At 72.1% G+C, this 26,012-nt stretch carries 21 protein-coding genes and 1 pseudogene; 12 read left to right on the forward strand and 10 right to left on the reverse strand.

Features of this window, described 5'->3' with window-relative positions:
• Positions 1-25: 25 nt before the first annotated feature.
• Positions 26-1,396, forward strand: coding sequence for an MFS transporter (locus ACGF2V_RS23620; RefSeq protein ID WP_362704018.1), 1,371 nt, complete (start codon positions 26-28; stop codon positions 1,394-1,396).
• A gap of 71 nt (positions 1,397-1,467) precedes the next feature.
• Here ACGF2V_RS23620 and ACGF2V_RS23625 read toward each other — a convergent pair whose 3' ends face one another.
• Positions 1,468-1,704 carry a hypothetical protein gene (locus ACGF2V_RS23625; protein ID WP_362620302.1) on the reverse strand — a complete coding sequence of 79 codons (237 nt, stop codon included), beginning with the start codon at positions 1,702-1,704 and terminating at the stop codon, positions 1,468-1,470.
• Positions 1,705-1,762: 58 nt separating this feature from the next.
• Between ACGF2V_RS23625 and map the strand changes: the two genes are divergently transcribed.
• Positions 1,763-2,620: a type I methionyl aminopeptidase gene (map, locus tag ACGF2V_RS23630; RefSeq protein ID WP_362620304.1), complete on the forward strand. Its 858-nt coding sequence runs from the start codon at positions 1,763-1,765 to the stop codon at positions 2,618-2,620.
• Between the two features lie 312 nt (positions 2,621-2,932).
• On the forward strand, positions 2,933-3,598 hold the full coding sequence (locus tag ACGF2V_RS23635) for a biliverdin-producing heme oxygenase (protein WP_362620306.1): 666 nt from the start codon (positions 2,933-2,935) through the stop codon (positions 3,596-3,598).
• A 142-nt stretch (positions 3,599-3,740) separates the two neighbouring features.
• Here the strand turns inward: ACGF2V_RS23635 and ACGF2V_RS23640 are convergent, their stop codons facing one another.
• Both ACGF2V_RS23640 and ACGF2V_RS23645 read right to left on the reverse strand, forming a co-directional pair.
• On the reverse strand, positions 3,741-5,291 hold the full coding sequence (locus ACGF2V_RS23640; protein ID WP_362704020.1) for an HtaA domain-containing protein: 1,551 nt from the start codon (positions 5,289-5,291) through the stop codon (positions 3,741-3,743).
• 53 nt (positions 5,292-5,344) lie between these two features.
• On the reverse strand, positions 5,345-6,769 hold the full coding sequence (locus tag ACGF2V_RS23645) for an HtaA domain-containing protein (protein WP_362704023.1): 1,425 nt from the start codon (positions 6,767-6,769) through the stop codon (positions 5,345-5,347).
• A 135-nt stretch (positions 6,770-6,904) separates the two neighbouring features.
• On the opposite strand from ACGF2V_RS23645, the gene ACGF2V_RS23650 reads away from it, so the two are divergent.
• From ACGF2V_RS23650 to ACGF2V_RS23680, 7 genes are all read left to right on the forward strand, one after another.
• A complete protein-coding gene (locus ACGF2V_RS23650) occupies positions 6,905-8,032 on the forward strand; it encodes an ABC transporter substrate-binding protein (RefSeq protein WP_362704026.1) in 1,128 nt (375 codons plus the stop codon).
• Between the two features lie 71 nt (positions 8,033-8,103).
• The gene (locus tag ACGF2V_RS23655; protein ID WP_362704028.1) at positions 8,104-9,234 is read left to right on the forward strand and encodes an iron ABC transporter permease; all 1,131 of its coding nucleotides are present in this window, start codon (positions 8,104-8,106) and stop codon (positions 9,232-9,234) included.
• Between the two features lie 55 nt (positions 9,235-9,289).
• A complete protein-coding gene (locus ACGF2V_RS23660; protein WP_362704031.1) occupies positions 9,290-10,138 on the forward strand; it encodes a heme ABC transporter ATP-binding protein in 849 nt (282 codons plus the stop codon).
• A gap of 347 nt (positions 10,139-10,485) precedes the next feature.
• Entirely contained in the window at positions 10,486-11,622 is a 1,137-nt protein-coding gene (gene efeO / locus ACGF2V_RS23665; protein ID WP_362620316.1) for an iron uptake system protein EfeO, read from the forward strand.
• Positions 11,623-11,659: 37 nt separating this feature from the next.
• Positions 11,660-12,940 carry an iron uptake transporter deferrochelatase/peroxidase subunit gene (gene efeB / locus ACGF2V_RS23670; protein ID WP_362704034.1) on the forward strand — a complete coding sequence of 427 codons (1,281 nt, stop codon included), beginning with the start codon at positions 11,660-11,662 and terminating at the stop codon, positions 12,938-12,940.
• 88 nt (positions 12,941-13,028) lie between these two features.
• On the forward strand, positions 13,029-14,003 hold the full coding sequence (efeU, locus tag ACGF2V_RS23675) for an iron uptake transporter permease EfeU (RefSeq protein ID WP_362620321.1): 975 nt from the start codon (positions 13,029-13,031) through the stop codon (positions 14,001-14,003).
• Positions 13,936-14,868, forward strand: coding sequence for a hypothetical protein (locus ACGF2V_RS23680; protein ID WP_362704037.1), 933 nt, complete (start codon positions 13,936-13,938; stop codon positions 14,866-14,868). The genes efeU and ACGF2V_RS23680 overlap by 68 nt, the downstream gene beginning before the upstream one ends.
• A gap of 169 nt (positions 14,869-15,037) precedes the next feature.
• Here the strand turns inward: ACGF2V_RS23680 and ACGF2V_RS23685 are convergent, their stop codons facing one another.
• Positions 15,038-15,784: a bifunctional DNA primase/polymerase gene (locus tag ACGF2V_RS23685; protein WP_362620325.1), complete on the reverse strand. Its 747-nt coding sequence runs from the start codon at positions 15,782-15,784 to the stop codon at positions 15,038-15,040.
• A 208-nt stretch (positions 15,785-15,992) separates the two neighbouring features.
• Positions 15,993-16,137 (reverse strand): annotated as a pseudogene (locus tag ACGF2V_RS23690) (TetR family transcriptional regulator); the annotation flags it as partial.
• Between the two features lie 181 nt (positions 16,138-16,318).
• Between ACGF2V_RS23690 and ddaH the strand changes: the two are divergent.
• Positions 16,319-17,191: a dimethylargininase gene (ddaH, locus tag ACGF2V_RS23695; RefSeq protein WP_362620326.1), complete on the forward strand. Its 873-nt coding sequence runs from the start codon at positions 16,319-16,321 to the stop codon at positions 17,189-17,191.
• Between the two features lie 130 nt (positions 17,192-17,321).
• On the opposite strand, the gene ACGF2V_RS23700 is transcribed toward ddaH, so the two are convergent.
• On the reverse strand, positions 17,322-18,335 hold the full coding sequence (locus tag ACGF2V_RS23700; RefSeq protein WP_362704040.1) for a small ribosomal subunit Rsm22 family protein: 1,014 nt from the start codon (positions 18,333-18,335) through the stop codon (positions 17,322-17,324).
• Positions 18,336-18,689: 354 nt separating this feature from the next.
• Between ACGF2V_RS23700 and ACGF2V_RS23705 the strand changes: the two genes are divergently transcribed.
• Positions 18,690-19,997, forward strand: a complete 1,308-nt coding sequence (locus ACGF2V_RS23705; protein ID WP_362704043.1) for a hypothetical protein — start codon at positions 18,690-18,692, stop codon at positions 19,995-19,997.
• 177 nt (positions 19,998-20,174) lie between these two features.
• Here ACGF2V_RS23705 and ACGF2V_RS23710 read toward each other — a convergent pair whose 3' ends face one another.
• The 4 genes from ACGF2V_RS23710 to ACGF2V_RS23725 form a co-directional block, all read right to left on the reverse strand.
• On the reverse strand, positions 20,175-21,485 hold the full coding sequence (locus tag ACGF2V_RS23710) for a multidrug effflux MFS transporter (RefSeq protein WP_362704046.1): 1,311 nt from the start codon (positions 21,483-21,485) through the stop codon (positions 20,175-20,177).
• 323 nt (positions 21,486-21,808) lie between these two features.
• On the reverse strand, positions 21,809-23,437 hold the full coding sequence (locus tag ACGF2V_RS23715) for an alkaline phosphatase D family protein (RefSeq protein ID WP_362620332.1): 1,629 nt from the start codon (positions 23,435-23,437) through the stop codon (positions 21,809-21,811).
• A gap of 484 nt (positions 23,438-23,921) precedes the next feature.
• Entirely contained in the window at positions 23,922-24,929 is a 1,008-nt protein-coding gene (locus tag ACGF2V_RS23720; protein WP_362704049.1) for an NAD-dependent epimerase/dehydratase family protein, read from the reverse strand.
• Positions 24,926-25,960, reverse strand: coding sequence for a ScbA/BarX family gamma-butyrolactone biosynthesis protein (locus ACGF2V_RS23725; RefSeq protein WP_362704052.1), 1,035 nt, complete (start codon positions 25,958-25,960; stop codon positions 24,926-24,928). The genes ACGF2V_RS23720 and ACGF2V_RS23725 overlap by 4 nt, the downstream gene beginning before the upstream one ends.
• Positions 25,961-26,012: the final 52 nt, after the last annotated feature.

The raw sequence follows: 26,012 nt of genomic DNA on the forward strand, positions 1-26,012 counted from the left end.
CCACGACTTCGGAGCATGACCCCTCGTGACCTCAGACCCTTCCCCGTCCGGCCGTTTCTCCGCGCTGCTGCCCGACTTCACTCCCCTGCGTTCGTCGGCCGACTTCCGGCTGCTGTGGGTCCAGGGCGTGGTCACGTACTTCGGCAGCTTCATGGCGCTGATCGCGCTGCCGCTCCAGATCAAGGAACTCACGGGGTCGCCGCTGGCCGTCGGCGCGATGGGCGCGGTGGAACTGGTGCCGCTGGTCGTCTTCGGCCTGTACGGCGGAGCGCTCGCGGACGCCGTGGACCGTCGGAAGGTGATCCTGGCCACCGAGGCGGGGCTGGGGGTGCTGGCCCTGGTGCTCCTGGTGAACGCCGTGCTTCCCGATCCGCTGCTCTGGCCGCTCTATCTGGTCGCGGGCGGGGTCTCAGCGCTCTCCGGGCTGCAGCGGCCCGCGTTGGACTCGCTGATGGCCCGGATCGTGCCGCACGACCAGCTGACCGCGGCGGCCGCGCTGAACTCGCTGCGCTGGCAGTTCGGCGCGATCACCGGCCCGGCGGTGGCGGGGCTCGTGGTGGCCTACGCCGGTCATGCCACGGCGTACTCGGTCACGGTGGTCACGTTCGCCGCCTCCGTCCTGCTGTGTCTGCGCCTGACACCGGCCCCGCCCGCCCGGGAGAACACCAAGCCGTCGCTGCGCGGGATCGTCGAGGGGGCGCGGTACGCCTGGAGCCGGCCGCTGCTGCTGGGGACGTACGCGGTCGACCTGGTCGCGATGTTCTTCGCCTTCCCCAACACGATCTTCCCGTTCCTCGCGGACGAACTGGACGCCGAGTGGTCGCTGGGCCTGATGTACGCGGCGGGGTCGGTCGGCTCGCTGGTGCTGGGCCTGACCAGCGGATGGACGTCACGGGTACGGCGGCACGGGCTGTTCGTGGTGTTCGGGGCGGCGGTCTGGGGACTGGCAATCGCGGCGGCGGGCTGGTTCACCAGCGTGTGGCCGGTGCTGGTCTGCCTGGCGGTGGCGGGCGCGGGCGACATGCTCAGCGGACTCGGCCGCTCCACGATCTGGAACCAGACCATCCCGGAGGAGCTGCGGGGCCGCCTGGCGGGCATCGAGGTGCTCTCGTACAGCGTCGGCCCGCAGCTGGGTCAGGTGCGGGCCGGTGCGATGGCGGGCTGGACGGGGACCCGCCCCGCGATCTGGAGCGGCGGTGTGGCGTGCGTGGCGTCGGTCGCGCTGCTCACCGCCGCGCTGCCGAAGCTGCTCACGTACGACTCCGGGACGGACGAGGACGCGGTACGCAGGCGGGCCGAGCGCGAGGCGGAATCCGCCACGCCCGGGGCGGAATCCGGCGCGTCCGCGGCGGGATGTGCCCGGGCCGAGCCGGAATCCAGTCCGTCCGGAGGCTGAGGCCCGTCCGCGGGCTGAGGGCGGGGACCTCGTCCCTCACGCGCGTCGCCGCGGTCCGCCGCCGCGGTTCGTCACGCGTCCGGGTCGCGGTCCGCCGGGGCCTCGGCGTCGTGCCACTTGGGATCCGTCTCCCACTCCAGGTTCCGTTCCCGTGCCGTCTCCATCGCGTGCCGTGCCTCCTCCCGGGAGGTGTACGGCCCGAACCGGTCCTTGGCCGGGCACTCGGGGCCCTCTTCGACCTTCTTGTGCTGCAGGCAGTAGTACCACTCGCCCGGTTTGCCGACCGTGCGCTTCTTGAACAGGGCCATGTCCGGCTCCTTCCGTCGGGGCCATGCTGCCCCAAGCGCGCTGGTTAGACTCGCTGACATGTCTGGCCAGTCGCTGCTCGTGCCCGGGGAGATCACTCCCATCCGTTCCGTCCCCGGAAAGATCCGGCGCCCCGAGTACGTGGGCAAGCCGGCCCCCGCCCCGTACACCGGTCCGGAGATCCAGGACGCCGACACCGTCGAGCGCATGCGCGTGGCGGGCCGGATCGCCGCGCAGGCGATGGCGGAGGCCGCCAAGCACATCGCCCCGGGCGTCACGACGGACGAACTCGACCGGGTGGCCCACGAGTTCATGTGCGATCACGGCGCGTATCCGTCGACGCTGGGCTACCGCGGGTTCCCCAAGTCGCTGTGCAGCTCGATCAACGAGGTGATCTGTCACGGCATCCCGGACTCCACGGTGCTGCGCGACGGCGACATCGTGAACCTCGACGTCACGGCGTACATCGACGGTGTGCACGGCGACAACAACGCCACCTACCTCTGCGGCGACGTGGACGAGGAGTCGCGGCTGCTCGTGGAGCGCACCGAGGAGGCACTGAACCGGGCCATCAAGGCGGTCCGGCCCGGGCGGCAGATCAACGTGATCGGCCGGGTCATCGAGTCGTACGCCAAGCGCTTCGGGTACGGGGTGGTGCGGGACTTCACGGGGCACGGGATCAACTCCTCGTTCCACTCCGGGCTGATCATCCCGCACTACGACAGCCCGCACGCGACCACCGTGATGAAGCCCGGCATGACGTTCACCATCGAGCCGATGCTGACGCTGGGCAGCCACGACTACGACATGTGGGACGACGGCTGGACGGTGGTCACCAAGGACCGCAGGCGCACCGCCCAGTTCGAGCACACGCTGGTGGTGACGGAGACGGGCACCGAGATCCTGACCCTCCCGTAGCCACCCGGACAGCCCACCACCGCGCGTCACCACGCACCACGCGAAAGCGGCCGCCCGCGGGCGGCCGCTTTCGCGTACCCGCGCCGCCGCCTCTCTGCACACCGCCGCGCATCAGCGGAACCAGGCGTATCGTTTTTACCGACAGAGCGTCGGGAAGATATTGACTTAGGTAAGCCTAAGTAGGAAGATCGGAGATGTCGACAGGGACTGCCGGACGCGGTCACTGCCGTCTTTTTGCCCTTGTCCGCTTCTTCCAGGACTTCATCCGCTTCTTCCAGGACTTCCTCTCCCCTCGGCCCCCGGAGGCCCGCCTTGGACGCAACCGCCGCAGTCACGCCCTTCTCGACGCTCATCCGCACGGCGTCGCACGAACAGCACACCGAGGCGGAGACCTCGACCTTCATGAGCGACCTGCTCGGCGGGCGCCTCGGAGTGGACGCGTACACGCGCTACACCGAGCAGCTCTGGTTCGTGTACCGCGCACTGGAGGAAGGCGCCCAGGCGCTGGGGAACGACCCGGTCGCCGGCCCGTTCATACATTCCGAGCTGATGCGCACGGCCGAGCTGGAGCGCGACCTGACCCATCTGCGGGGCGCCGACTGGCGCGAGGGCCTGGAGCCACTTCCCGCCACCGCCGCGTACGCCGCCCGGGTCGCCGAGTGCGCCCGCACCTGGCCCGCCGGTTACGTCGCCCACCACTACACCCGCTACCTCGGCGACCTCTCGGGCGGCCAGATCATCCGCGACAAGGCGGAGAAGACCTGGGGCTTCGCGCGCAAGGGCGACGGCGTCCGGTTCTACGTCTTCGAGCAGATCCCCAACCCCGCGGCGTTCAAGCGGGGCTACCGCGAGCTGCTGGACACGCTGGACGCGGACGACCTGGAGAAGCAGCGCGTCGTCGACGAGTGCAAGCGCGCGTTCGCGCTGAACACCGCGGTGTTCCGGGAGCTGGGCGAGGCGTTCCCGATCAGCGCGTAGGGCCTCGGGCCCTCGCGCGCGGGGCCGCGCGCACAAGACCTTCGCGGCGGCGCGGCCGACGGCATCGGACCACCGGGATCACACCGGGCGGTGCGGTGGGGCGTGTGCGGTCGGGCTGTGCTCCCCGACCGTGCGTGTGCCGTCAGGCGGTACGGCGGCGGGCGGCGAGGACGACGCCCGCTCCCGCCGCCACGACGACGCCCGCTCCGGCGATCAGGGCGCCGGCCTGGATGTCGGAGCCGGTGGAAGCGAGGGAGCCGGAACCGCCGACCGAACCGCCGGCGGAACCACCGCCCACGTTGCCGCCGAGAGACGCGGAACCACCCGCCAGGCCCGTGGAACCGGTGGAGCCGGTCGACCCGCCGGACCCGCCCGCGGCGCCGGGGAGTTCGGCGTCCTCGTCCAGGGCGACCGCGACGGTCAGCGGGTCGAGCTGCTCGCCCTTGCCGTACATGCCGCCGAACGCCTTGGTGCCGTCGGCGGTGAGGGTCGCCGGGACGCCGGAGAGGGTCACCACTCCGTCCTTGGCGGCGAGTGCGCCCTTCGGCAGCTTCAGGTCCGCGATGGTCAGGCCGGTGTAGGAGGAGACCTTCTTGGTCTCGCGGTCTTTGGTGGAGACGTCCGCGATCAGCCTGCCCCTGCCACCGCTCACCTGGACCTCCAGGCCGGTGAGGGAGAGGTCGAGGGTGTACGCCCCGTTCTCCTCATGGCCCAGGAAGCGGACCTTGCCGTCGAACTCGGCGTCCAGGGTCTGCTTCGTGGCGTCGAAGCGGCCGGTGGCGTCGGGGAAGCGGTAGCCGTCGCCGGACGCGGCGGCGCCGCCCGTCGTCTCGACCTTGCCGTGCGCGATGGGGCCGGTGACGTACGAACGGAACGACTTCTTGACACCCCAGTCCAGGGTGCCGTCGGCGATCGCACCGGTCCCGGTGGCCGGCTTGCCGGTGCCCGGCCCGTCGGTGGCCGACGGGGACGGGGAAGCGGACGACGTGGGCTTGCCGCTGGGCCCGGCCGTCGGTTCCTTGGTGGGCTCGGTGGTCGGTTCCGTGGTCGGGGCCGCGCCGGCCTTCACCGAGAGCGTGGCCGCATCGAGCGCGTCGCCCTCCTTGTACTGGCCGTCGAACGCCTCGGAGCCCGCCTTCGTCAGCGTCGCCGGGATGTCCGTGAAGACCATCGCGCCGCCCTCGCCCTGTCCGGGCTTCACCCCCGTCAGGTCGAGGGAGGCGAACTCCACGTCGTCACGGGTGCCTTGCGCGGTGGTGACATCGGCGGTGATCGCACCGCCGGTACGGGTGGTGAAGAGCTTCACGTCCGACAGCGTGATGTCGAGGGCGCCCTCGTGGGCGTAGAAGTTGACGCCGCCCTCGAAGGCGGTGGCGGTGGCGTGAGTGGCGGTGTCGTAGGTGCCCTTGCCGTTGACGAACGTGAACACGCCGTTGTCGGGCGCCTGGGTGGCTCCGTCCTTGACGGTGATCTTCCCGCCGGAGAACGGCGAGGCGAGGTACTTGCGGAAGGACGCCTTGACACCCCACTCCAGCGTCCCGTCCTTCAGGGCCGACGTCGGCGCACCGCCGGCCGCAGGGCCGGGAGCGGTGCTGTCGGCGGCGAGCGCCGGAAGGGCGAACGCGGTCGCGCCGAAGGCTGCCGCCGCGGCGACGGCGGCGGCGAGGGCTATGGGGCGGCGGGTGGCTGCCATGGTGGGTGTTCTCCTCGGGGGTGGGGTACGGGGATGGGGATGGGGACAGGGGGTCAGCTGTTGTGCCGTGAGGCGCCGCGGCGACGGGCGAGGTGGAGCGCACCGCCCGCGACGGCCAGGACGCCCGCGCCTCCGGCGCCGAGGTACAGGCCGGTGCGAAAGCCCGCGTCGGAGCCGGTGTCCGGCGCGGACGCGGCGGTGGTGGTCTTCTCCGTCGGCGGGGTCGACGGGGCGGGGTCGCTGCCGAGGTCGGGCAGGGCGGGGAGTTCGGCGTCGCGGTCGACGGTGACGGCCAGGGAGACCGGATCCATCGCGGTGCCCGCCTTGTAGAGCGAGCCGAACGCCCCGGCGCCCTCGGCCGTGAGGGTCGCGGGCGCCTCGGTGAGCACGGCGAGACCGTTCTTCGCCGCGAACTCCTTCGCGGCGAAGGTGACCAGCGGGACGGCCTTCTTCCGCTCGCCGTCGTCGCGCACGTCGGCCGAGAGCGTGCCCGTGCCGTTCGTCACCCGGACCGCGACCGAGGAGAGTTCCAGGTCCAGCCCGCCGGCGCCGGTGAAGCGGACACTGCCCGCGAACCGGGCGTCCAGGGTCTGCCCCTTCGGGTCGTACGTGCCCTTGCCGCGCGGGAACCGGAAGAGCGCGCCGCCGTCCTGGGCGCCGTCGGCGAGGGTCCACTTCCCCTTGCCGACGGAACCGGTGACGTACTCGCGGAAGGTGCGGCGCACACCCCAGTCGACGGCGGCGTCCTCGACACGTCCCGCGGCCTTCTCGTCCTTCGTCGTCTCTTTCGCCTTCTCGTCGGCCTCCTTGGGGGAGGCGGCCACGTCCGGCTTTCCCGCCGGGGCGGAGGTGTCCACGGACAGGCTGACCGGGTCGAGCGGCGTACCGGCCGTGTAGTAGCCGGCGAACGCCTTCGCGCCCTGCGCCGTCAGGGTCGCCGGGACGTTGGTGAGGGCGATGGGGGTGGCGCCGCCCCTCATGTCGATCCCCGACAGCCCGAGCGTCGCGAGCGGTACCTGCGCGGCGGACGTGACCCGGCCGGTCCCCCGCTCCTTGCTGACCGTGTCGGCGAGGACGGTCCCCCGGCCACCTGTGATCCGGATGGTGGGACGGCTGAGGAGGAGGTCCAGTTCGTTGCCGCCGTCGGCCTTCCGGTGCCCGACGAAGCGGACCCCGCCGGAGAAGCCCGCGCTGAAGGCGCCGGTCGCCGGGTCGTAGGAACCGGTGGCGGAGTGGAAGCGGAACTGGCTGCCGCCGACCGTGGCGGCGCCGCCGCTCAGGCTCCAACTCCCGTTCGCGACGGGGCCGGTGACATAGCTCTGGAACGACGACTTGATGCCCCAGTCGAGCCGGCCGCCCTGCACCGTGCGGCTCGCGGCCTGGGCGGCGGGGGTCGGGAGCAGGGCTCCGAGCAGCACCGCGAACAGCGCGACCGCGAGCGCCCGTCCGGGCACGCGGGCAGGTCGGGACGGCAGCATGAGGACCCCTCCGAGGTCTAGCGAGTCAGGTAAGGCTAACCTAAGCTTCATGGGGCGTGTGGTGGTACCCCTTCCCCCACATGAACCGCGAACCATGACCAACTCCGTGTGGCGGAACGACAGGACGGTGCCCCAGTGCGCTTCTCGCAGGTCTTCACCCCACCGGGACGGCACACCCGGCGACCGGGGCGCGGACGCCCCCGGCCCGGCGGGCCTTCCGGTTCCACCCGCCCGCCCGGCACGCGCGGACCGCTCGGTGTCCTGACCGCGGCCCTCGCCCTGGCCCTCCTCCTGACCGGCTGTGGCGGCGGCACGGACGCCGGGAAGCCCGCCGCTCAGCCCCCGGGCTCCGCGAAGACCGCGGCCGACCGGGTCGAGCCGCTGCCCGGCACACCGGAGCCGCGACTTCCCGTCACGGTGGAGTCGGCCGACGGGGCCGAGGTCACCATCACCTCGGCCGACCGCGTCGTGCCGCTGACCGGCGGACTGAGCGAGATCGTCTTCACGCTCGGCCTCGGCGAGCGGGTCGTCGCCCGGGACATCACCGCCACCTTCGAACAGGCGGCGAAACTCCCGGTCGTGACACGCGCTCACGACGTCTCGGCGGAGAGCGTGCTCTCGCTGAAGCCCACCGTCGTCCTCGCGGAGACCACCACGGGACCGGCCGAGGCCATCGACCAGATCCGCGATACCGGAATCCCGCTCGTGGTGGTCGATCCCGCCAAGGAACTCGCCGATGTCGGCCACCGCATCGGGACCGTGGCGACGGCCCTGGGCGTACCCGAGGCGGGCGCCGCGCTCGACGCCCGTACCCGGTCCCGTATCGAGGCCGTGAAGAAGTCCGTTCCCGTCCCCGCCGACGGGCGGAAGAAGCCCCGCGTGGCCTTCCTCTATCTGCGCGGCTCCGCCTCCGTCCATCTGCTCGGCGGCCGGGAGTCGGGGGCGAGTTCGCTCATCGAGGCGGCCGGGGGCGTCGACGCGGGAAAGGCGTCCGGTCTGAAGAAGGACTTCACCGCCATCACCAGCGAGGCACTCGCCAAGGCGGCGCCCGACGCCATCCTGGTGATGAGCAAGGGGCTGGAATCGGTGGGCGGCGTCGACGGCCTGGTCAAGATCCCGGGCGTGGCCGAGACGCCGGCCGGGATGGACCGGCGGATCGTCTCCATCGACGACGGGGTGCTGCTGAACTACGGCCCCCGCACCGACCGGGTGCTCGACGACCTGATCACGCAGCTCCACGCGGAGGACGGGGCGGCCGGATGACGACTCCACACGTGACGGCTCCACACGTGACAGCTCCACACGTGACAGCTCCACACGTGACGACTGCACACATGACGAGCTCGCACCTGACGGCCTCCCAAGTGCCCAGCTCGTACGGGGAACGCACCCGGTCGACCGGCTCCGAAGCCCCGGAGCCCGAGCCCGCGAAGCCCCGGCGTTCCACCGCCTTCCTCCTGACCGCCGCGCTGGTCGCCGCCCTTCTGGTGGCCTGTCTGCTGTCCGCCGGGCTCGGCGCGTACAGCATCCCGCTCGGCGACGTCCTCGGCTCCGTCCAGCACCGGCTCGGGCTCGGCGGCGCGGCGCTGGACCGGGTCGGCGAGAGCGTGCTGTGGAACGTGCGGCTGCCGCGGGTGGTCCTCGCCCTGCTCGTCGGGGCGTCCCTGGGCTGCGCGGGCGCCCTGATGCAGGGCGTGTTCGGCAATCCGCTCGCGGAACCGGGCGTGATCGGGATCTCCTCGGGCGCAGCGGTCGGCGCGGTGGCCTCGATCACGCTCGGGCTGTCCTTCTTCGGCAACTGGACCATCACCGTCTGCGCGTTCGCCGCCGGACTCGGGACCGTACTGCTGGTGTACGCGCTGTCGCGGTCGGGCGGGCGCACCGAGGTCGTGACGCTGATCCTCACCGGGATCGCGGTCAACGCCTTCGCGGGGGCGCTGATCGGACTGTTCGTCTTCTTCGCCGACAACGCGCAGGTCTCGCAGATCACCTTCTGGCAGCTGGGTTCGCTGGCTCAGGCGACCTGGCCGAAGGTGCTCGCGGTGCTGCCGTGCGCGATGCTCGGGCTGCTCGTCGCGCCGCTCTATGCCCGCAAGCTGGACCTTCTCGCCCTGGGCGAGCGCCCCGCCCGGCACCTGGGGGTCGACGTCGAGCGGCTGCGGATCGTGCTCGTGCTGGTGGTGGCGCTGCTGACGGCGGCAGCGGTGGCGGTCTGCGGGATCATCTCGTTCGTGGGGCTGCTGGTGCCGCATCTGCTGCGGATGGCCAACGGTCCCGGCCACCGCTTCCTCGTCCCCGGCAGCGCGCTGGGCGGCGCCCTCGTCCTGGTGGTGGGCGATCTCGCGGCCCGCACCGTGGCCGCTCCCGCCGAGCTGCCGCTCGGCGTGCTGACCGCGCTCTTCGGCAGCCCGTTCTTCTTCTGGCTGCTGCGCAGGGCCCGTCGTAGGCAGGGTGGTTGGGCATGAGGACGCCGATGGACCCGCCACGGGCGGGAAACCCGGGCATGAGGGGAGAGCGGGCATGAGGGCGCCGAGGAATCCGTTCCGGGCACGCGGCCGTCGGCTGCCCGCTCCCCTCTCCCCCGGCGCCGCCGCCGTCGAGGCGCACGGGCTGCGGGTGCGGCTGGGGCAGCGGGCGGTGCTCGACTCCATCGATCTGACCGCGCACGCGGGCGAGGTCCTCGCGCTGGTCGGGCCCAACGGGGCGGGGAAGTCGACGCTGCTGGCGGCGCTGGCCGCCGATCTGCCCGCCGAGAGCGGTGGGATACGGATCGACGGACGCCCGGTGACCGACTGGTCGCCCGCCGAACTGGCCCTGCGCCGGGCGGTGCTGCCGCAGACCGCCGCGCTGTCCTTCCCGTTCCCGGTGGCGGACGTGGTCCGGATGGGGCGGGCGCCGTGGACCGGGACGGAGCGGGACGACGAGGACGCCCCGGCGGTCGCCGCGGCGATGGCGGCCACCGAGGTCACCGAGTTCGCCGGGCGCCCGTTCTCCGCGCTGTCCGGCGGGGAGCGGGCCCGGGTCGCGCTGGCCCGGGTGCTGGCGCAGCGCGCCCCACTGCTGCTGCTCGACGAGCCGACCGCCGCCCTCGACCTGCGCCATCAGGAGCTGGTGCTGCGGATCTGCCGGGAGCGGGCCGCGGCCGGGGACGCGGTCGTCGTCGTGCTGCACGATCTGGGCCTGGCGGCGGCGTACGCGGACCGGGCGGCCGTGCTGCACGGCGGCCGGATCGCGGTGGCGGGCCCGCCCGCCGAGGTGTTCACCGATGAGCTGCTCGGCGAGGTCTACCGGCAGCCGGTCGAGGTGTTTCCGCATCCGCGGACCGGGGTGCCGCTCGTCGTGCCGAACCGCTCGACGGGAGCGGCCTGAGCGGTCGGCCCCATCCGGTCGGTCCCGGCCGCGGTCGGCTCGGGCCGCCGGATGGCGCGACCGGGCCTCCCGACCGGCCCCGGCCCTTCCGACCGACCCTTCTGCCCGGCGGGCCGGGGCCGGCCCGGACCATCGGACGAGAGAGGCCCTTGACTATTGCTTGACCATTGCGAGAGGCACCCATGGGGCGACCGTGACCGGTTCGTATCTGCGAGGCCGGGGTGAGAGGTGAATCACGGCTCCAGCGGGTGGCAGGCAGGCAAGCCTCAGCTAAGTTAGGTCCGCCTCACCTCTCTTCTTCGTCCGTTCTTCTCACGCATCCCCTTCGTCCTCCTGTGGAGCCCCGTATGCGAGCCGTTCGTCTCTCCGTCGTCACCGCTGCCGCCGGCGTGGCGGCCCTGACCGCCGTCACGGGCTGCGCGCAGAAGAGCGACGGCAAGGGCGACGGCGCCGTGCAGGTCGTCGCGAAGGACGACGCCTGCGAGGTGTCGAAGACGAAGGTGCCGGCCGGTCACGTCGAACTGGCCGTGGAGAACAAGGGCTCCAAGGTCACCGAGGTCTACGTCCTGTTCCCCGACGACCGCATCGTCGCCGAGCGCGAGAACATCGGCCCCGGCACCAAGGCGAACATCACGGCCGAGATCAAGGCCGGTTCGTACGAGATCGCCTGCAAGCCGGGCATGAAGGGCCACGGTATCCGGCAGAAGTTCGAAGTCACCGGCGCCAACGCGGCCAAGCGCAGCCCCGAGATGGACAAGGCCGTCGCCGAGTACCGCACCTACGTCCAGACCCAGGCCGACGAGACGCTGCCGAAGGCCAAGAAGTTCACGGACGCCGTCGCCGCAGGTGACATCGAGACCGCCAAGAAGCTCTACGCCGACTCGCGCCTGGGCTGGGAGCGCACCGAACCGGTCGCCGAGTCGTTCGGCGACATCGACCCGAAGGTCGACATCCGCGAGGACGGCCTGGAGGCCGGGCAGAAGTGGACCGGCTGGCACCGCCTGGAGAAGGCGCTGTGGCAGGACAAGAAGCTGGGCGCCGAGGAGAAGGCCCTGGCCCCGGTCCTCTACAAGGACCTGGTCGACTGGCAGAAGCGGGTCGGCACCGCGGACATCACCCCGACCTCGATGGCCAACGGCGCCAAGGAACTCCTCGACGAGGTCGCCACCGGCAAGGTCACCGGTGAGGAGGAGCGCTACAGCCACACCGACCTGGTCGACTTCAAGGGCAACGTCGAGGGCGCGGAGAAGTCCTACGAGCTGCTGAAGCCGATCGCCTCGAAGAACGACCCCAAGCTGACCGCCGCACTGGACAAGCGGTTCGCCGAGCTGAACACGCTGCTGGACAAGTACCGCGAGGACAAGAACTCCTACGTGTTCACCTCGTACGAGAAGGTCGGCAAGGCGGACCGCAAGGAGCTGTCGGACGCGGTGAACGCGCTGGCCGAGCCGCTGTCCCAACTGGCCGCCGCGGTGACGAAGTAACGACGGACGGAAGCGAGAGCTGACGGGAGTGAGCGGGATGTCCGATCAGAAGCGGAGCGGCGACGACACCGGGGCGGCCCCCGCCGGCCCCGCACCGTCCCGCCGGGCCCTGCTCGGCTGGGGCGGCGCCGGACTGGCACTCGGCGCGGTCGCCGCCGGTGGCGCGATGGCCGCGATCCGGCCGGAGGACGACGCGGTGCCGGCCGCCGACAGCGGCGCGGCCGTGCCGTTCCACGGGGCGCACCAGGCGGGCATCGCCACCGCCGTGCAGGACCGGCTGCACTTCGCCGCGTTCGACGTGACGACGAAGGACCGCGCCGAACTGGTCGCGCTGCTCAAGGAGTGGACCCGGGCGGCCGAGCGGATGGCCGCCGGTCACGCGGTGGGCGACGGCGCGTACGGCGGCCCGGCAGAGGCCCCACCGGACGACACCGGTGAGGCCCTGGGGCTCAAGCCGTCCCGGCTCACCCTCACCATCGGCTTCGGCCCCTCGCTCTTCGCCAAGGGCCGGTTCGGTTTGGAGGACAAGCGCCCCGAGGCGCTCGTCGACCTGCCGAAGTTCTCCGGCGACAACCTCGACACGGCCCGCAGCGGCGGCGACATCTGCGTCCAGGCGTGCGCGGACGACCCGCAGGTCGCGGTCCACGCCATCCGTAATCTGGCCAGGATCGGCATGGGCCGCATCGCGATCCGCTGGTCCCAGCTCGGCTTCGGCAAGACGTCCTCGACCACGCCGGACGCCCAGACCCCGCGCAACATGTTCGGCTTCAAGGACGGCACCCGGAACATCTCCGGCACCGACACCGCCGCCCTGGACAAGCACGTCTGGGTCGGCGAGAAGGACGACGGCGTGGGCTGGATGGCCGGGGGTTCGTACCTGGTGGCCCGGCGCATCCGCATGCACATCGAGACCTGGGACCGGGCCCCGCTCCAGGAGCAGGAGGACATCTTCGGCCGCGACAAGGGCGAGGGCGCCGCGGTAGGGAAGTCCAAGGAGCACGACGAGCCGTTCCTGAAGGCGATGCTGCCGACCGCCCATGTGCGGCTCGCCCACCCGGACAGCAACGACGGTGCGACGATCCTGCGCCGCGGCTACTCGTTCACTGACGGCACGGACGGCCTCGGCCGGCTCGACGCCGGACTGTTCTTCATCGCCTACCAGCGCGACTCCCGCAAGGCGTTCATCCCGATGCAGCGCCGCCTGGCGGCGCACGACGCGCTCAACGAGTACATCCAGCACGTGGGTTCGGCGCACTTCGCCGTCCCGCCGGGTGTCCGCGACAAGGACGACTGGTGGGGCCGGGCGCTGTTCTCGTGACGGGACCCGGAGCGGGTCCCGTCACGGGACTCGAAGCGGATCTCGTGACGGGATCCGAAGCGGAACAGCGGAACAGGAGAACCGAGACGTGTTCAGCAACTTTCTGATCGGCCTGCGTGAGGGTCTCGAGGCCAGCCTGGTCGTCTGCATCCTCATCGCCTATCTGGTGAAGACCGGCAACAGGGACAAGTTGGCGCCGATCTGGATCGGCGTCGGCATCGCGGTCTTCGTCAGCCTGGCGTTCGGCGCGGGCCTCGAATTCGGCTCGCAGGAGATGACGTTCAAGGCGCAGGAGGCGCTCGGCGGCGCGCTGTCGATCCTCTCGGTCGGCCTGGTCACCTGGATGGTGTTCTGGATGCGGCGCACCGCCCGGCACCTGAAGACGGAGCTGCACGGCAAGCTGGACGCGGCGCTCTCGATGGGGACCGGCGCCCTGGTCGCCACGGCGCTCCTCGCCGTGGGCCGCGAGGGCCTGGAGACCTCGCTGTTCGTGTGGCGCGCGGTGCACGCGGCGGACGACGGCTGGCACCCGATGATCGGCGCGTTCCTCGGGATCGCGACGGCCGTCGTGCTGGGCTGGCTGTTCTACCGGGGCGCGCTCAGGATCAACCTGTCGAAGTTCTTCACCTGGACCGGCGGCATGCTGGTGGTGGTTGCCGCGGGCGTCCTCGCGTACGGCGTCCACGACCTCCAGGAGGCCGAGTTCATCGGGGGCCTGCACAACCTCGCGTTCGACATCAGCAGCACGATCCCGCCGGACAGCTGGTACGGCACGCTGCTGAAGGGGACGTTCAACTTCCAGCCGGATCCGACCGTTCTCCAGGTCACCGTCTGGGCGTTGTACCTGATCCCCACTCTCGTCCTGTTCCTCGCCCCGGTAGGGTTCGGACGGTCAGGGCGGGCGACGGATCAGAAGGCGCGGAAAGCAGCGGATGAGAAGTCTGGGGCCGATTCGGCGGACGACGGGTCTCACGGCGGCGGCGACGGTGCTGTGCGTGACGGCGAGCGGGTGCGTGACGGTGCACGGCGAGCTGGAAGTGGTGCCGGCGGCAACCAGGGCTGAGGCCGCACAGGCCCTGAAGGACTTCACCGACGCGTACAACGCGGCGGACAAGGCGTACGACCCGGCCCTCGACGCGGACCGGGTCGCCGGCCCGCTCGGCGCGATCAACCAGGCCGGTCTGAAGGCACGCCAGAAGAACCATCCGGACGGCAACGCCCGTCACAGGCCGCTGGAACTGACCGACGCCACCTACCTCGTCCCGAAGAAGGCCGGCTGGCCGCGCTGGTTCGTCGCCGACACGGACTCCAACCGCGACGAGGACGACGGGAAGCTGGACACCCGCTGGCTGCTCGTCTTCGTCAAGTCCGGCCCCGACGCGGGATGGCGGACCTCCTATCTGTCGGTGGTCGCGTCGTCGCGGCTGCCCCGCTTCGCGAAGGACGACGAGGGCCGGGCCAGACCGGTGGCCCCGGACAGCGCCGAACTGGCGGTGGCGCCAGAGGACTTGGGCACCCGGTACACGGAGTACCTCCAGAAGGGCACCCCGGACATCTTCGCCCCCGGAGAATCCACCTCCGGCTGGCGCGAGGCGCGCCGCACCACCCGGCGCCCCGGCTTCTCGTACCAGTACGTCGACCAGCCGCTGGACACCGGCACGTTCGCCCCGCTGGGCCTGGAGACCGACGACGGCGGGGCGCTCGTCTTCTTCAGCAGCAAGCACTTCGAACGGCAGACCGCCGCGAAGGGGCTGCGCCCGCCGCTCAACGCGGACGTGGAGGCGCTGCTGACAGGCGAGGTGAAGTCGACCCTCACCAAGGAGCGGGTGTCCAGTCAGTTGGTGTACGTACCGAAGAAGGGCGCGGGCGACGGCAAGGTGGTCGTGCTGAACCGGCTGCCGGGTCTGACGTCGGCGAAGGGTTCCTGACGGTCCCGGCGCACCCGCCGCACGCGGCTCGTCGCACGCGCCCGTCGCGGTACGGCGTCCCGGGGCGCGGCGGCGGGATACGGGGCCCGGTGGCCGGGCCCGGTGGCCGACCCCGACCCCGGTGCCCGGTGCCCGGTGTCCGGTGTCCGGTGTCCGGTGTCCGGGAACGCTAACGGCTCAGTGGCCAGGCCACCGAGCCGTGATCGAGTTCGTTCTCGTCCGCCGCATCCGCGTACTGCGCGCAGGCGTCGGTGAGCGTTTCCAGCAGCGTGAGCGGATCGGGCAGCGGATGCTCCGGTCCGCGCACCCATCGCACGTCCAGCTCCCCGGGGAGCGTGGCCGGCGGCAGGAGGACGTAGCTGCCCCGGCAGTGCCAGCGCAGTCCCGGATGCTCGTCCATGGTCTCGGGGTGGCAGTCCAGCTCGCAGGGCCACCACTCGTCCTCGTCCTCGGGGGTGCCCCGGGTGGCGGTGAAGAACAGCATCCGGTCGTCACCGGACCGGGCGACGGGACCGACCTCGACGTCCGCGGCGAGCAGCCGCTCCAGAGCCTGTTCCCCCGCGGACAGCGGCACGTCGAGGACATCGTGGATCATGCCGGTCGCGGTGATGAAGTTGGCCTGCGGCTGGTTGCGCGCCCAGCGCTCGATCTGGGCGCGGTCGGTGGTGGCCTGGGTCTGCCAGGCGAAGGAGACGGGGTGCCGGGCGGGGGTGGGGCAGCCGATGCGTTCGCACGAACACCGGTAGCCGACCGGGTGGGCCGCGGGCGCGATCGGCATTCCTGCCTCGGCGACGGCCAGAAGCAGCCCCTCCCGGGCGGTGTCGTCGACCTCGCTCTGCTGCGGTTTGGGTCGGCGGCGGAGCCATTGGGAAATCTTGCTCGCTGAGCCGCGACCACGGCCGAAATCGGCGCCCATCTATCCCCTCACCTCGGTATTGCCTCTGCCCATCGTCCCACCATCCTGCGCCTCAGGTGGCCGGAGTTCCGAAGCGGGGTGCGGAAGGCACCGCGACGAGACGGTCACTACGACAGCTTTTGTTATGAAATGAGATATGCGTCTCAGGGCTCCTCCAGGCCGCGCAGGGCGTGGTCGACGACCGCGTACGCGTGCGTCAGCGGGAGGGGCCGACGCCCGCCCGTGCGGCGATGGCCTTCGATGGTGGTGGCCCGGTAGCCGACCTCGCCCACCAGGGCGAGCGCCGCATCGTGGATCGCACGGCGCGAGCGCTCGCTGCGACGGGCGAAGTCGGGGGAACGCTTGTCTGTCATGGCACCCGATCTGACGAGGGTACGAGTCGAGACGTATCGTCGCATCGCCTCTCCGGGCGACCGTGCGGAACCACCCGATCGGATCACTGCGCACCGCCCCCGGAAAGCGGACCATGGGCTCACGCACGCACCCGTGCGACGTTCCCGGCAGGCGAACCCTGCGTTTCGTGAGGAGCCTTCATTGCCCACGAACCACCCGGACACCACCACCCCTCACCGGGGTGCCCCGCGCCGCGCCCCCGGCCGTCGGGCCACGCCCCGCCGTTACCTGATGTGCCCTCCGGCCCACTTCGAGGTGACGTACTCCATCAACCCCTGGATGGACCCCGGCAAGCCCGTGGACCTCCGGCTGGCGCAGACACAGTGGGAGGACCTGCGGGACCGCTACCGCGCTCTCGGGCACACGGTGGAACTGCTCACGCCCCGCCCCGGCCTCCCCGACATGGTGTTCGCCGCCAATGGCGCCACCGTCGTCGACGGCCGGGTGCTGGGGGCGCGGTTCGCGTACCGGGAGCGGTACGGGGAGGCCGCCGCGCACCGTGCGTGGTTCCGGGCGGCCGGCTTCACCGAGATCCACGAGCCGGCGCACGTGAACGAGGGCGAGGGCGACTTCGCGGTCACCGCGTCATACCTGCTGGCCGGGCGGGGTTTCCGGTCCAGTCCGCTGTCGCACGACGAGGCGCAGGAGTTCTTCGGCCGCCCGGTGATCGGTCTCGATCTGGTGGATCCGCGCTACTACCACCTGGACACGGCCCTGTCCGTGCTGGACGAGGCGGGCGACGAGATCATGTACTACCCGGGCGCCTTCTCGCCCGGCAGCCGGGCGGTGCTGGCGCGGCTCTTCCCCGATGCGCTGATCGCCGAGGAGGCGGACGCGGCGGCGCTCGGTCTGAACGCGGTGAGCGACGGGCTGCACGTCCTGCTGCCACAGGCCGCGGCGGGACTCTTCCAGCCCTTGCGGCAGCGCGGCTTCGAGCCGGTGCCGATGGATCTGAGCGAGCTGCTGAAGGGCGGCGGCAGCGTGAAGTGCTGCACCCAGGAGCTGCGCGAATAGCCCGGGCAGCCGCGCGGGCGGCGGGCGGCCGGGCGGCCGGGCGATCCGGCCGCCCGTCATCCGCGCCCTCCGGGCCGTCCCGCCCGTCGCCCGTCATCCGCGCGGCTCCCGACCGTCCCGTCCGCCGCCGTTATCCGCGCCGCTGTCGCTCGTCCCGTCCGTCCGGCGGCCACGTGTCGCCCCACGCGGCATCACGGGCGGACCGGTACAGCTCGCCGTGCCGCTTGGTGACCGTGGCCCGCCGCAGCGCCTCGTCACGGGTGCACAGGTCCAGCAGAACCTGCCCCTTGCGGATCTGTGGCCTGCGGGTGACGCGCGAGGGGGCGGGCGTCACCTCGAACCGGGTCGCGACGACATAGCTGAACTTCTCGTCCTCGTACGGCAGCGAACCGCCCTTGACCTGCCGGTGCAGCGAGGAGCGGCTGACCCGGGCCGAGAAGTGGCACCAGTCGGTGCCCGGCTCGATGGGACAGGCGTCGCTGTGCGGGCAGGGCGCGGCGACCGTCAGTCCGGCGGCGATCAGCCGGTCCCGGGCCTCGATGATCCGGGCGTACCCGTCGGGGGTGCCCGGCTCGACGATCACGACCGCCCGCGCCGCGGCGGCGACGGATTCGACCAGAGCGGACCGGACCTGTGCCGTCAGCTCGTTGAGCACGTACGAGACGGTGACGAGGTCCGTGGGGGCGAGTTCGAGGTCGGGGCCGATCCGCTCCCGGCGCCACTCGGCCGCGCGCAGGGCGGGGATGCCGGAGGCCGCGGCCAGCTCACGGCCGAGGGCGAGGGCGGGCTCGGCCCAGTCCAGTACGGTCGTCCGCGCCTCGTCCCAGGTCCCGGCCACTGCCCAGCTCGCCGCTCCGGTGCCGCCCCCGATGTCGGTGTGCGTGGCGGGCGCCCAGTCCGGGGCTGCCACCCGGAGCGCGTCGAGGGCGGACCGCACCGCCTCGAAGGTCGCGGGCATCCGGTACGCGGCGTAGGCGGCCACGTCGGAACGGTCGCGGAGCACCGGGGCGTGGGTGGGAGTGGTCCCCCGGTAGTTGGCGATGAGCCGGTCGACGGCCTGGGCGGCCTGCTTGGGCGGCAGTCCGTCGAGCAGTCCGGCCAGTGCGGTGCGCAGGACTTCCGCGGTGGAGAGGGTGGCGTTCACCGACGAATTGTAGGCGGAGGTGACGAACCGGCCCAGGTCCTGTCGTCACGCTGCCGTCGTCAGGCCGGAGGCCGGGCCCCGGGACCTGGCCGTGCCGCGTCCGGCAGGTGCGACGACGAGGCGGACGACCGTCCTCGTACAGGGACGGTACGCGGACGGCTCCGACGACGCCGCAAGCGTGGGCGCCGGGCGTCGCACGGCAGGCGGCAAGCGGCGGGGGGCGGGCGGCGGCGTGACGGCAGGGCCTACGGCCCGGAAACGGCGGGGAACAGTGGCCCTCATGAACTGCCGCGAGCGCTACGCGTGTTGCTACGCTGACGGCCGCGAGGTCGGGATTGCCCATAGAGGGACACCATGAGACAGAAGATCGTGCGCTTGGTTCTGGTCGGCGGAGTGCTCGTGCTGGCCATGCTTCTTCTGCTGGCCACATGCGGCAGCGGCGGGAAGAAGCCCGGCAAGGCGGAGAAACGCGTCAGGACGAGCGCGACGCCGGTGACTCAGCTCACCGTCCCCTCCGCGTTCGAGACGAAGCACGGCTGGGAGCTGGTCGGTACCTCGCCCGACTACGCGATCTCCCAGGAGACGGGCCGTCTCGCCTACGTCGTGCGGGTCTCGGACACCAAGTACCAGCTGCGGACCATCGACTCGGAGACCGGGGAGTCCGGCTGGCAGGGCGAGAGCTGGCGGCCGCCGTCCCCGCACCGCTTCCCGAGGCTCCTGACGGCCGTCGTGGACGACCGGGAGTACTTCGTCACGTGGTCGTACGGAAAGGTCGGCGAGAATGCGCTGACCCCCGCCGACACGATCGTCTCGATGGACGTCTACGACGCGCAGGACGGCTCCCGGCGGCGCGTCGAGGTGCCGTGGGGCTCCGTCCCCACGGTCTCCTCGACCGGCCCCGGCGTCCTCATCGGCGACGGCCGGACGAACAGCGTGGTGGTCGACCCGGCGACCGGCCGGGTGGCGCAGCTCTCCGCCGCGCAGCTGAAGTACCCGAAGGACTGCCCCGCCTGCAAGCAGCTCACGGAGGTGCGGGGGTTGGCCCAGAAGGGCCTGCTGGTCAGCGGCTCCAAGGAGTTCTGGGTGCAGGACGGCTGGTTCAGCCGCAATGTCGCGCCCAAGGGCACCGACCGCCGCAGCGGAATCCCCACGTCGGTGATCCGGGGCCGGGTGCTGGCGAAGTGGCAGCTCGCGAAGGGGGCGAAGCGCGCCGCCACCCACGACCTGTGGACGGTCCACGACCTGGAGACGGGCAAGGCGCTCGCCTCGGTGGAGTGCAGCAAGCCCGCGATAAAGCCGGGCCAGTACCCCCAGCTCGTCGCCGCGCCCTCGGGCGGTTTCGTGGTGGCCGGACCGCTTGCCTTCGACCTCCTGACGAACCGGGGTTTCTGCTTCGAGGGCACGGACGGCTCGAAGCCGCTGACGCTGGTGTCGGTGAACGACGAGGGCATCGCGTACGGCGCGGCGAGCGCGCGCAACGCGGGGGACGTGCTGGCGGGGGGCGGCGCCCCCGTCGCGGTCGCGGTCAGGAGCGGCTCCACCGGCGCCCTGCCGTCGAACGTACGGGTGCCGGGCGCGGTGACGTCGGACGGTGTGGGGCTGTTCCGCTGGACCGACGAGAAGGACCGCCCGCATCTGATCGGCTACCCGGGCACGCGCTGAACCGTACGGTCCTGAGCCGTACCGTCCCGGACTCCCGCCCCGCTCCGGGCCGTACGGTCCCGGCCGTCCCGCTCAGGGGCACACGGGTCCGGGCGGGGCGGCAGGCACCCGGGGCCCGGGCGGTACCTGCCGGGCCCGCAGGCCCCCGCGTCCCCGGTCCGGGTGCGGACCGGTCCGTTACGACGTCCGCCGCCAGGGCCGGCACATCCCCAGGAAGCAGGCCAGCGCACCCAGCCCGCACACCAGTTGCACGACCGCCATCGGAACGGCCGTGTCCTCGCCCGCAACACCCACGAGCGGCGAGGCCACGGCACCGACCAGGAACGACGACGTGCCGAGCAGCGCGGAGGCGGATCCGGCCGCGTGCTTCGTGCGCATCAGCGCCTGTGCGTTGGTGTTCGGCATCGCGAGCCCCATCGCCGACATCAGCACGAAGAGCGCGGTCGCGACCGGGACCAGGCCCACCTCCCCGACGATCCCGGACGTCATGACCAGCAGCGCGGTCGCGGCCAGCACGATGACCGAGAGGCCGAAGGCGAGCGCCTTGTCGAGGCTGACCCGGCCGACCAGCAGCTTGCCGTTGATCTGCCCGACCACGACCAGGCCGACCGAGTTGACGCCGAAGAGCAGGCTGAACGTCTGCGGCGACGCCCCGTAGATCTCCTGCACGACGAACGGCGAGGCGCTCACGTACGAGAAGAGGGCCGCGAAGGCCAGGCTGCCGGCGATCATGTAGCCGGTGAAGACCCGGTCGGTGAGCAGCCCGCGCATGGTGCGCAGCGCGTCGCCGAAGCCGCCGGTGTGCCGGTCGCGCGGCGGCAGCGTCTCGTGCAGCCACTTCCAGACGACCACGGTGAGCAGCAGGCCGACGACGGCGAGGACGGCGAAGATGCCCCGCCAGTCGGTGAACCGCAGCACCTGCCCGCCGATCAAGGGCGCGACCACGGGGGCGACGCCCGAGATCAGCATCAGGGTGGAGAAGAACCTGGCCATCTCCACGCCGTCGTAGAGATCGCGCACCACGGCACGGGCGATGACGATGCCCGCCGCGCCGGCCAGCCCCTGGATGAGGCGGAAGCCGATGAGGAGTTCCGCGGTGGGGGCGAAGACACAGATCACGGTGGCGGCGACATAGACGATCATGCCGATGAGCAACGGCCCGCGCCTTCCCCAGCGGTCGCTCATCGGCCCGACGACGATCTGCCCGAGCGCCATCCCGGTGAGGCAGGCGGTGAGGGTGAGCTGGACGGTCGCGGCGGGGGCGTGCAGAGACTCGGTGACCGCCGGCAGCGCCGGCAGATACATGTCCATGGAGAGTGGCGGCAGCGCGGTGAGACCGCCGAGAACCAGAGTGACGAGCAACCCGGTACGACGCACCGCCTCGGCCGCGACCGGTTTCCCGGGGACCGCGGCCTCGTCGTGGGACCGGTCGCGGCCCCCGGTGGCCGGTATGTGGGCGTCGTCCTGCCGGGCTCCGCTCTTCGCCATTCTCGTCTCCATGTCGTTGAATCTGCATCTATGCTCTCAGCCCGGCCGCACTGGTCGAGACCTCCCGGGGAGAGCGGGCATGACGGACATGGGCGAGGCCGTGCGCCGGGGCGTACTGGCAACGGCGGTGTCGCGGCGACGTTCACCGAGGACCTGCGGGGCTGCCGGGCGCGAGGTGGCGGCCGTGGGCTCCCGTACGGACGCCTCGGCGGAGGGCGGGCGAGACGAAGTCGCCGCTGGTGCCGCTCGACGGCTCGCGTGACGCGGACGCTCGACGCGGTACGGGACCGCATCGGCGCCCGCCACGACGCGCCGTGACCGGCCTACGCGGGCGTGAGTCCCTGGTTGCCGACCTCCGTGACGAACGATGCGGCGGTCGTCACGGGCGCGCCGGGCGTGGTGACGGCGGACACCGTGCGGTAGTCGGCACGCGCCCGCTCGCGGCCCAGGGTGACGAGGGCGTATCCGCGCCGGCCGTTGAAGTACTTCAAGTGCGGGTTGGCGCGCATCAGGTTGTCCCAACTGGCGGGCTTGTCCGAACCGTTCTTGCCGCTGGTGAGGGACGTGGCGACGATCTCCGTGCCGAGGGTGCGGGAGGACGGGTCGTCGAAGTCCTTCTTCAGGTCGAAGCCGTAGTTCACGTGCACGTCGCCGGTCAGCACCATCAGGTTGTCGATCCCGGCGGCCTCGGCCCCGTTCAGGATCCGTGCCCGGGAGGCGGGGTAGCCGTCCCACGCGTCCATCGACAGCTTGAAGGCATCGGTGGGGACGTCCTTGCGCCGGGCCATGACGACCTGCTGCGGGACGACGTTCCAGGTGGCGTTCGAGGCGCGCCAGCCGTCCAGCAGCCAGCGCTCCTGGGCGGCGCCGGTCATGGTGCGCGAGGGATCCTCGGACTCCGGTCCGGGCTTCTGCCAGCCGTCGCCGTACGCCTGGTCGCTGCGGTACTGGCGGGTGTCGAGGATGTCGAACTGGGCGAGGCCGCCGAAGTGCAGGCGTCGGTAGAGCCTCATGTCCGGGCCGGTGGGGCGCTGCGGGGCGCGCAGCGGCTGGTTCTCCCAGTACGCGCGGTAGGCGGCGGCGCGGCGCAGCAGGAACTCCTCCGGCGGCACGCCGTTCTCGGGGGTGCCGCCCGCGTAGTTGTTCTCGGTCTCGTGGTCGTCCCAGGTGACGACGAAGGGGTGCGCGGCGTGGGCGGCGCGCAGATCGGCGTCGGACTTGTAGAGGCCGTACCGCAGCCGGTAGTCCTCCAGCGTGATCGTCTCGCGGTTGAAGTGGGCGGGCAGCGTGCGGTCGGTGTAGTTGCGGGCGCCGCCGGTCGCGGTGACGGCGTACTCGTAGAGGTAGTCGCCGAGGTGGAAGACGGCGGCGACGTCCTCGTCGGCGAGGTGCTTGTACGCGGTGAAGTAGCCGTCGTGGTACGCCTGGCAGGAGACGGCGGCGAGGCGCAGCTCACTGTTGCGGGCGCCCCGGGCGGGTGCGGTGCGCGTGCGGCCGACGGGGCTGGTCCAGCTCCCGGCGCGGAAGCGGTAGTAGAGGACGCGGTCGGCTTGAAGGCCCTTGACCTCGACGTGCACGCTGTGGTCGAACTCCGGGTGCGCGGTGGTCCTGCCCCGCCGGACGATGCGGGAGAAGCGCGCGTCGCGGGCGATCTCCCAGCTCACCTCGACCCGGGCCCGGGGCAGTCCGCTGCCGGCCTCGTACGGGCGGGGCGCGAGTCGCGTCCACAACAGGACCGAGGCGGGCAGCGGGTCGCCGGAGGCGACGCCGAGGGTGAACGGATCCTCCTTGATCTTCCGCGCGTCCAGTTCGGCGGCGCTCGCGGTGCCCGCGGCGGGCAGGTTGACCGAGAACGCGAGCGCCGCGGCGGCACCCGTGACGGTGAGGAAGCGGCGGCGGCCGAAGCGCCGGGCTGCGTCACGCATTTCCTGCGGGTGCGATGAGAGCGTCATCTGTCCCTCCCCTGGCTGGTGGTGTGCTGGGAACAGTGCACCGGCGCAGCCCGTCCAACTGTTGTCGTGTTCGCGTCGTTGGGGCGTCCGGCGGATGAGGAAAGCGGCGGGAACGGATTCACGGGGCAAAGCGCGCATACGCATCGAGGGGGCGCTCTGCGCCGAAGACCCGTCGGCGCGACGAACCCACCGTCCCACATCCGTTCTTGACCTGGCGTGGGATCCGCCGGGCCGCCCGGGGCGACGGCGCGCGCCCCGCGCAGCGCGAGGGCGCACGCTGCGGCGCCATGGACGACATGGGCGACGCCCTGGTCCGGGTCGGCGGAACCGGCACCCGCCTCACGGACTGGCGACGCGCCAGGAGCCGCGCCCCGCCACCGTCCGGCCCGGACACCACACGCCCCGGACACCACACGCCCTGGACACCGCACACCCCGGAGTCCGGGCCCCGTCCGCGGATCTCTCCGGACGTCGACCCCCGCGCTCACCGCCCGGGGGCTGACCGCCGCACGGATTCGAGGTGTTGCCGGTACCAGGGTGCGTGCCGGGCGAACGCGGCCGTGAAGCCTTCGCCCGGCTCCCAGCCGAAGTCCCGGCCGACCCGATCGTCGGCGAACCAGTGGTCCACGGCGAGCATGCCGAGATGGTGCAGTGCGTACGGCGCGTCGGCGAGCCGCACGCGGGCCTTCGCCACGTCGATCCCCTCGGCCGCCCAGGGCAGCCGCAGTTCGTCGACGACCGTGGCCAGCAGCCGCGAACAGCTCACCGGTTCGGGGTGGTTGACGTGGTAGACCCCGGCCGGGCCCTCCGGGGACAGGGCCGCTCCCAGCAGCGCCCGGCCCAGCTCCCCCGCCTCGATCATCGAGTGCCGCGCCACGCATCCGGCCGGAACCGCACAGAGCCGTGCGAGCAGCGCGACCAGTCCGGGCACGGCCCACCGGTCGCCGGTCCCGTAGACGATGTGCGGGCGTACGACGACGCCACCGGCCGCGAGGACGTGCCGCTCGGCGGCGGCGCGGGTCCGGCTCGTCACGGACGCCGGGGCGGGTTCGGCCCCACCGGGCCGGAGCCGGGTGAACGGACCACGCCCGTAGACGGATGCCGTGCTCAGCTGGACGATCCGGGGGACCCCGCAGCGGACGGCCTCCTCGACCAGAGCCCGAGTCCCTTGATCATTGACGGACCGGGCGGTCGGTTCGCTACTGCCGATCGCCGAGGCGCAGTGGATCACCGCGTCGACCCCTTCGCAGCTGCCGCGCAACGTGTCCGGGGCGCCGAGATCCCCGTACACCGTCTCCACCCCGCCTCCTCCCCCGGTCCCGGGTCGGGGTCCGGCGTCCGCGCCGGCCGACGGCGGGAGCGCGGTCCGGTGGGTCATCAGCCGCAGCCGGAGACCGGGGACGGCGCGGGCCGCGGCCACCACATGGCCGCCGACGAAGCCGGTGGCACCGGTGATGAGCACACGCGAGATCTCGGGCCCACGAGGTGTCACGACTGCCTGCCCCGGGGCACGACGGCGCGGTACCGGGAGCCCTGGACGGGCGATTCGAGGGTGCAGGCGAAGGCCGGGCGGTCGTCCTGGGTCGCCGTGACGTGCACCCGGGTCACCGCCGGGTCGTCGGCCGGGAGGCGCCGCGCCTCGATCCAGCAGGGGCGGTCGAGTTCCACGTACCGAAGGAAGTCGGTCCGCGCCGACACGGGGAGGAAGTCGTGGCCGGGAGTGGCCGCGACGGCGGCCTGGCGGGCCGCCTCCAACAGCAGAATGCCCGGCACATGGTCGTTGGGCCGGGCGAACAGGGTGGGGTGCCCGGCATCGAGCCGCAGCCGCCAAACGTTTCTCCGCGCGGCGGGCGCCAGGACGACATCGCGTTCGTCCACCTTGCCGACCTCGGCCGGGGAGACGGCGGGCAGCAGGGGTATCGGCGCGCCCACGACATGTCTGCGGTCGCCCCGCAGCCTGCCGTACGCCTTGGCCGAGGTGCAGCTGATGTGCCCGCCGCCCCGGGCGAGGGCGGTGCCCAGGCGGTGCAGGAGCAGTTCCACGTGCATGGATCCGATGCTCCCGCGCAGACGCCTGACGCGGGAACAGGTCACGTCCACGGTGATGTCCCAGGGCTCGTTGTCCAGCAGCAGCCGACCGGGCTCGGAGACGTACGCCAGCTCCCACATCACGAACTGGTCCCCGTCCGGGACTCCGAACTCCGCGTGCCCCAGGAGCATCGTCGTCTGGCGCATCGTCTCCGCGATCAGCAGCGGGTCCTGGTGGCGGCCCGCCACGGGCGCGAAGAACCGGTGCGCGCGCGGCCATCGGGCCGACACCGAGAACTGGGTGCCGGTCTGCGGAGTCCACCCGGTGGGGAAGATGTCCTGCGGGTCGTGCCGGTGGACCAGACGCCCCAACAGGTCCGTGTCCGCCTTCCTGCGCCCGGGTGCCGCCCCGTCGGCGCCCGGGACTCCGGTGGTGGTGCGGGCCCCGGCGCCCTCGGTATGGACCGAGGCGCTGTGCGAGGTGAGCTGAACCATGAGTCTTCCTCCCAGAGGATCCATACCGGGAGGGCCGACCGCCTCCGCAGTA

This window comes from Streptomyces sp. NPDC047982, from assembly GCF_043204165.1.
Classification (GTDB): domain Bacteria; phylum Actinomycetota; class Actinomycetes; order Streptomycetales; family Streptomycetaceae; genus Streptomyces.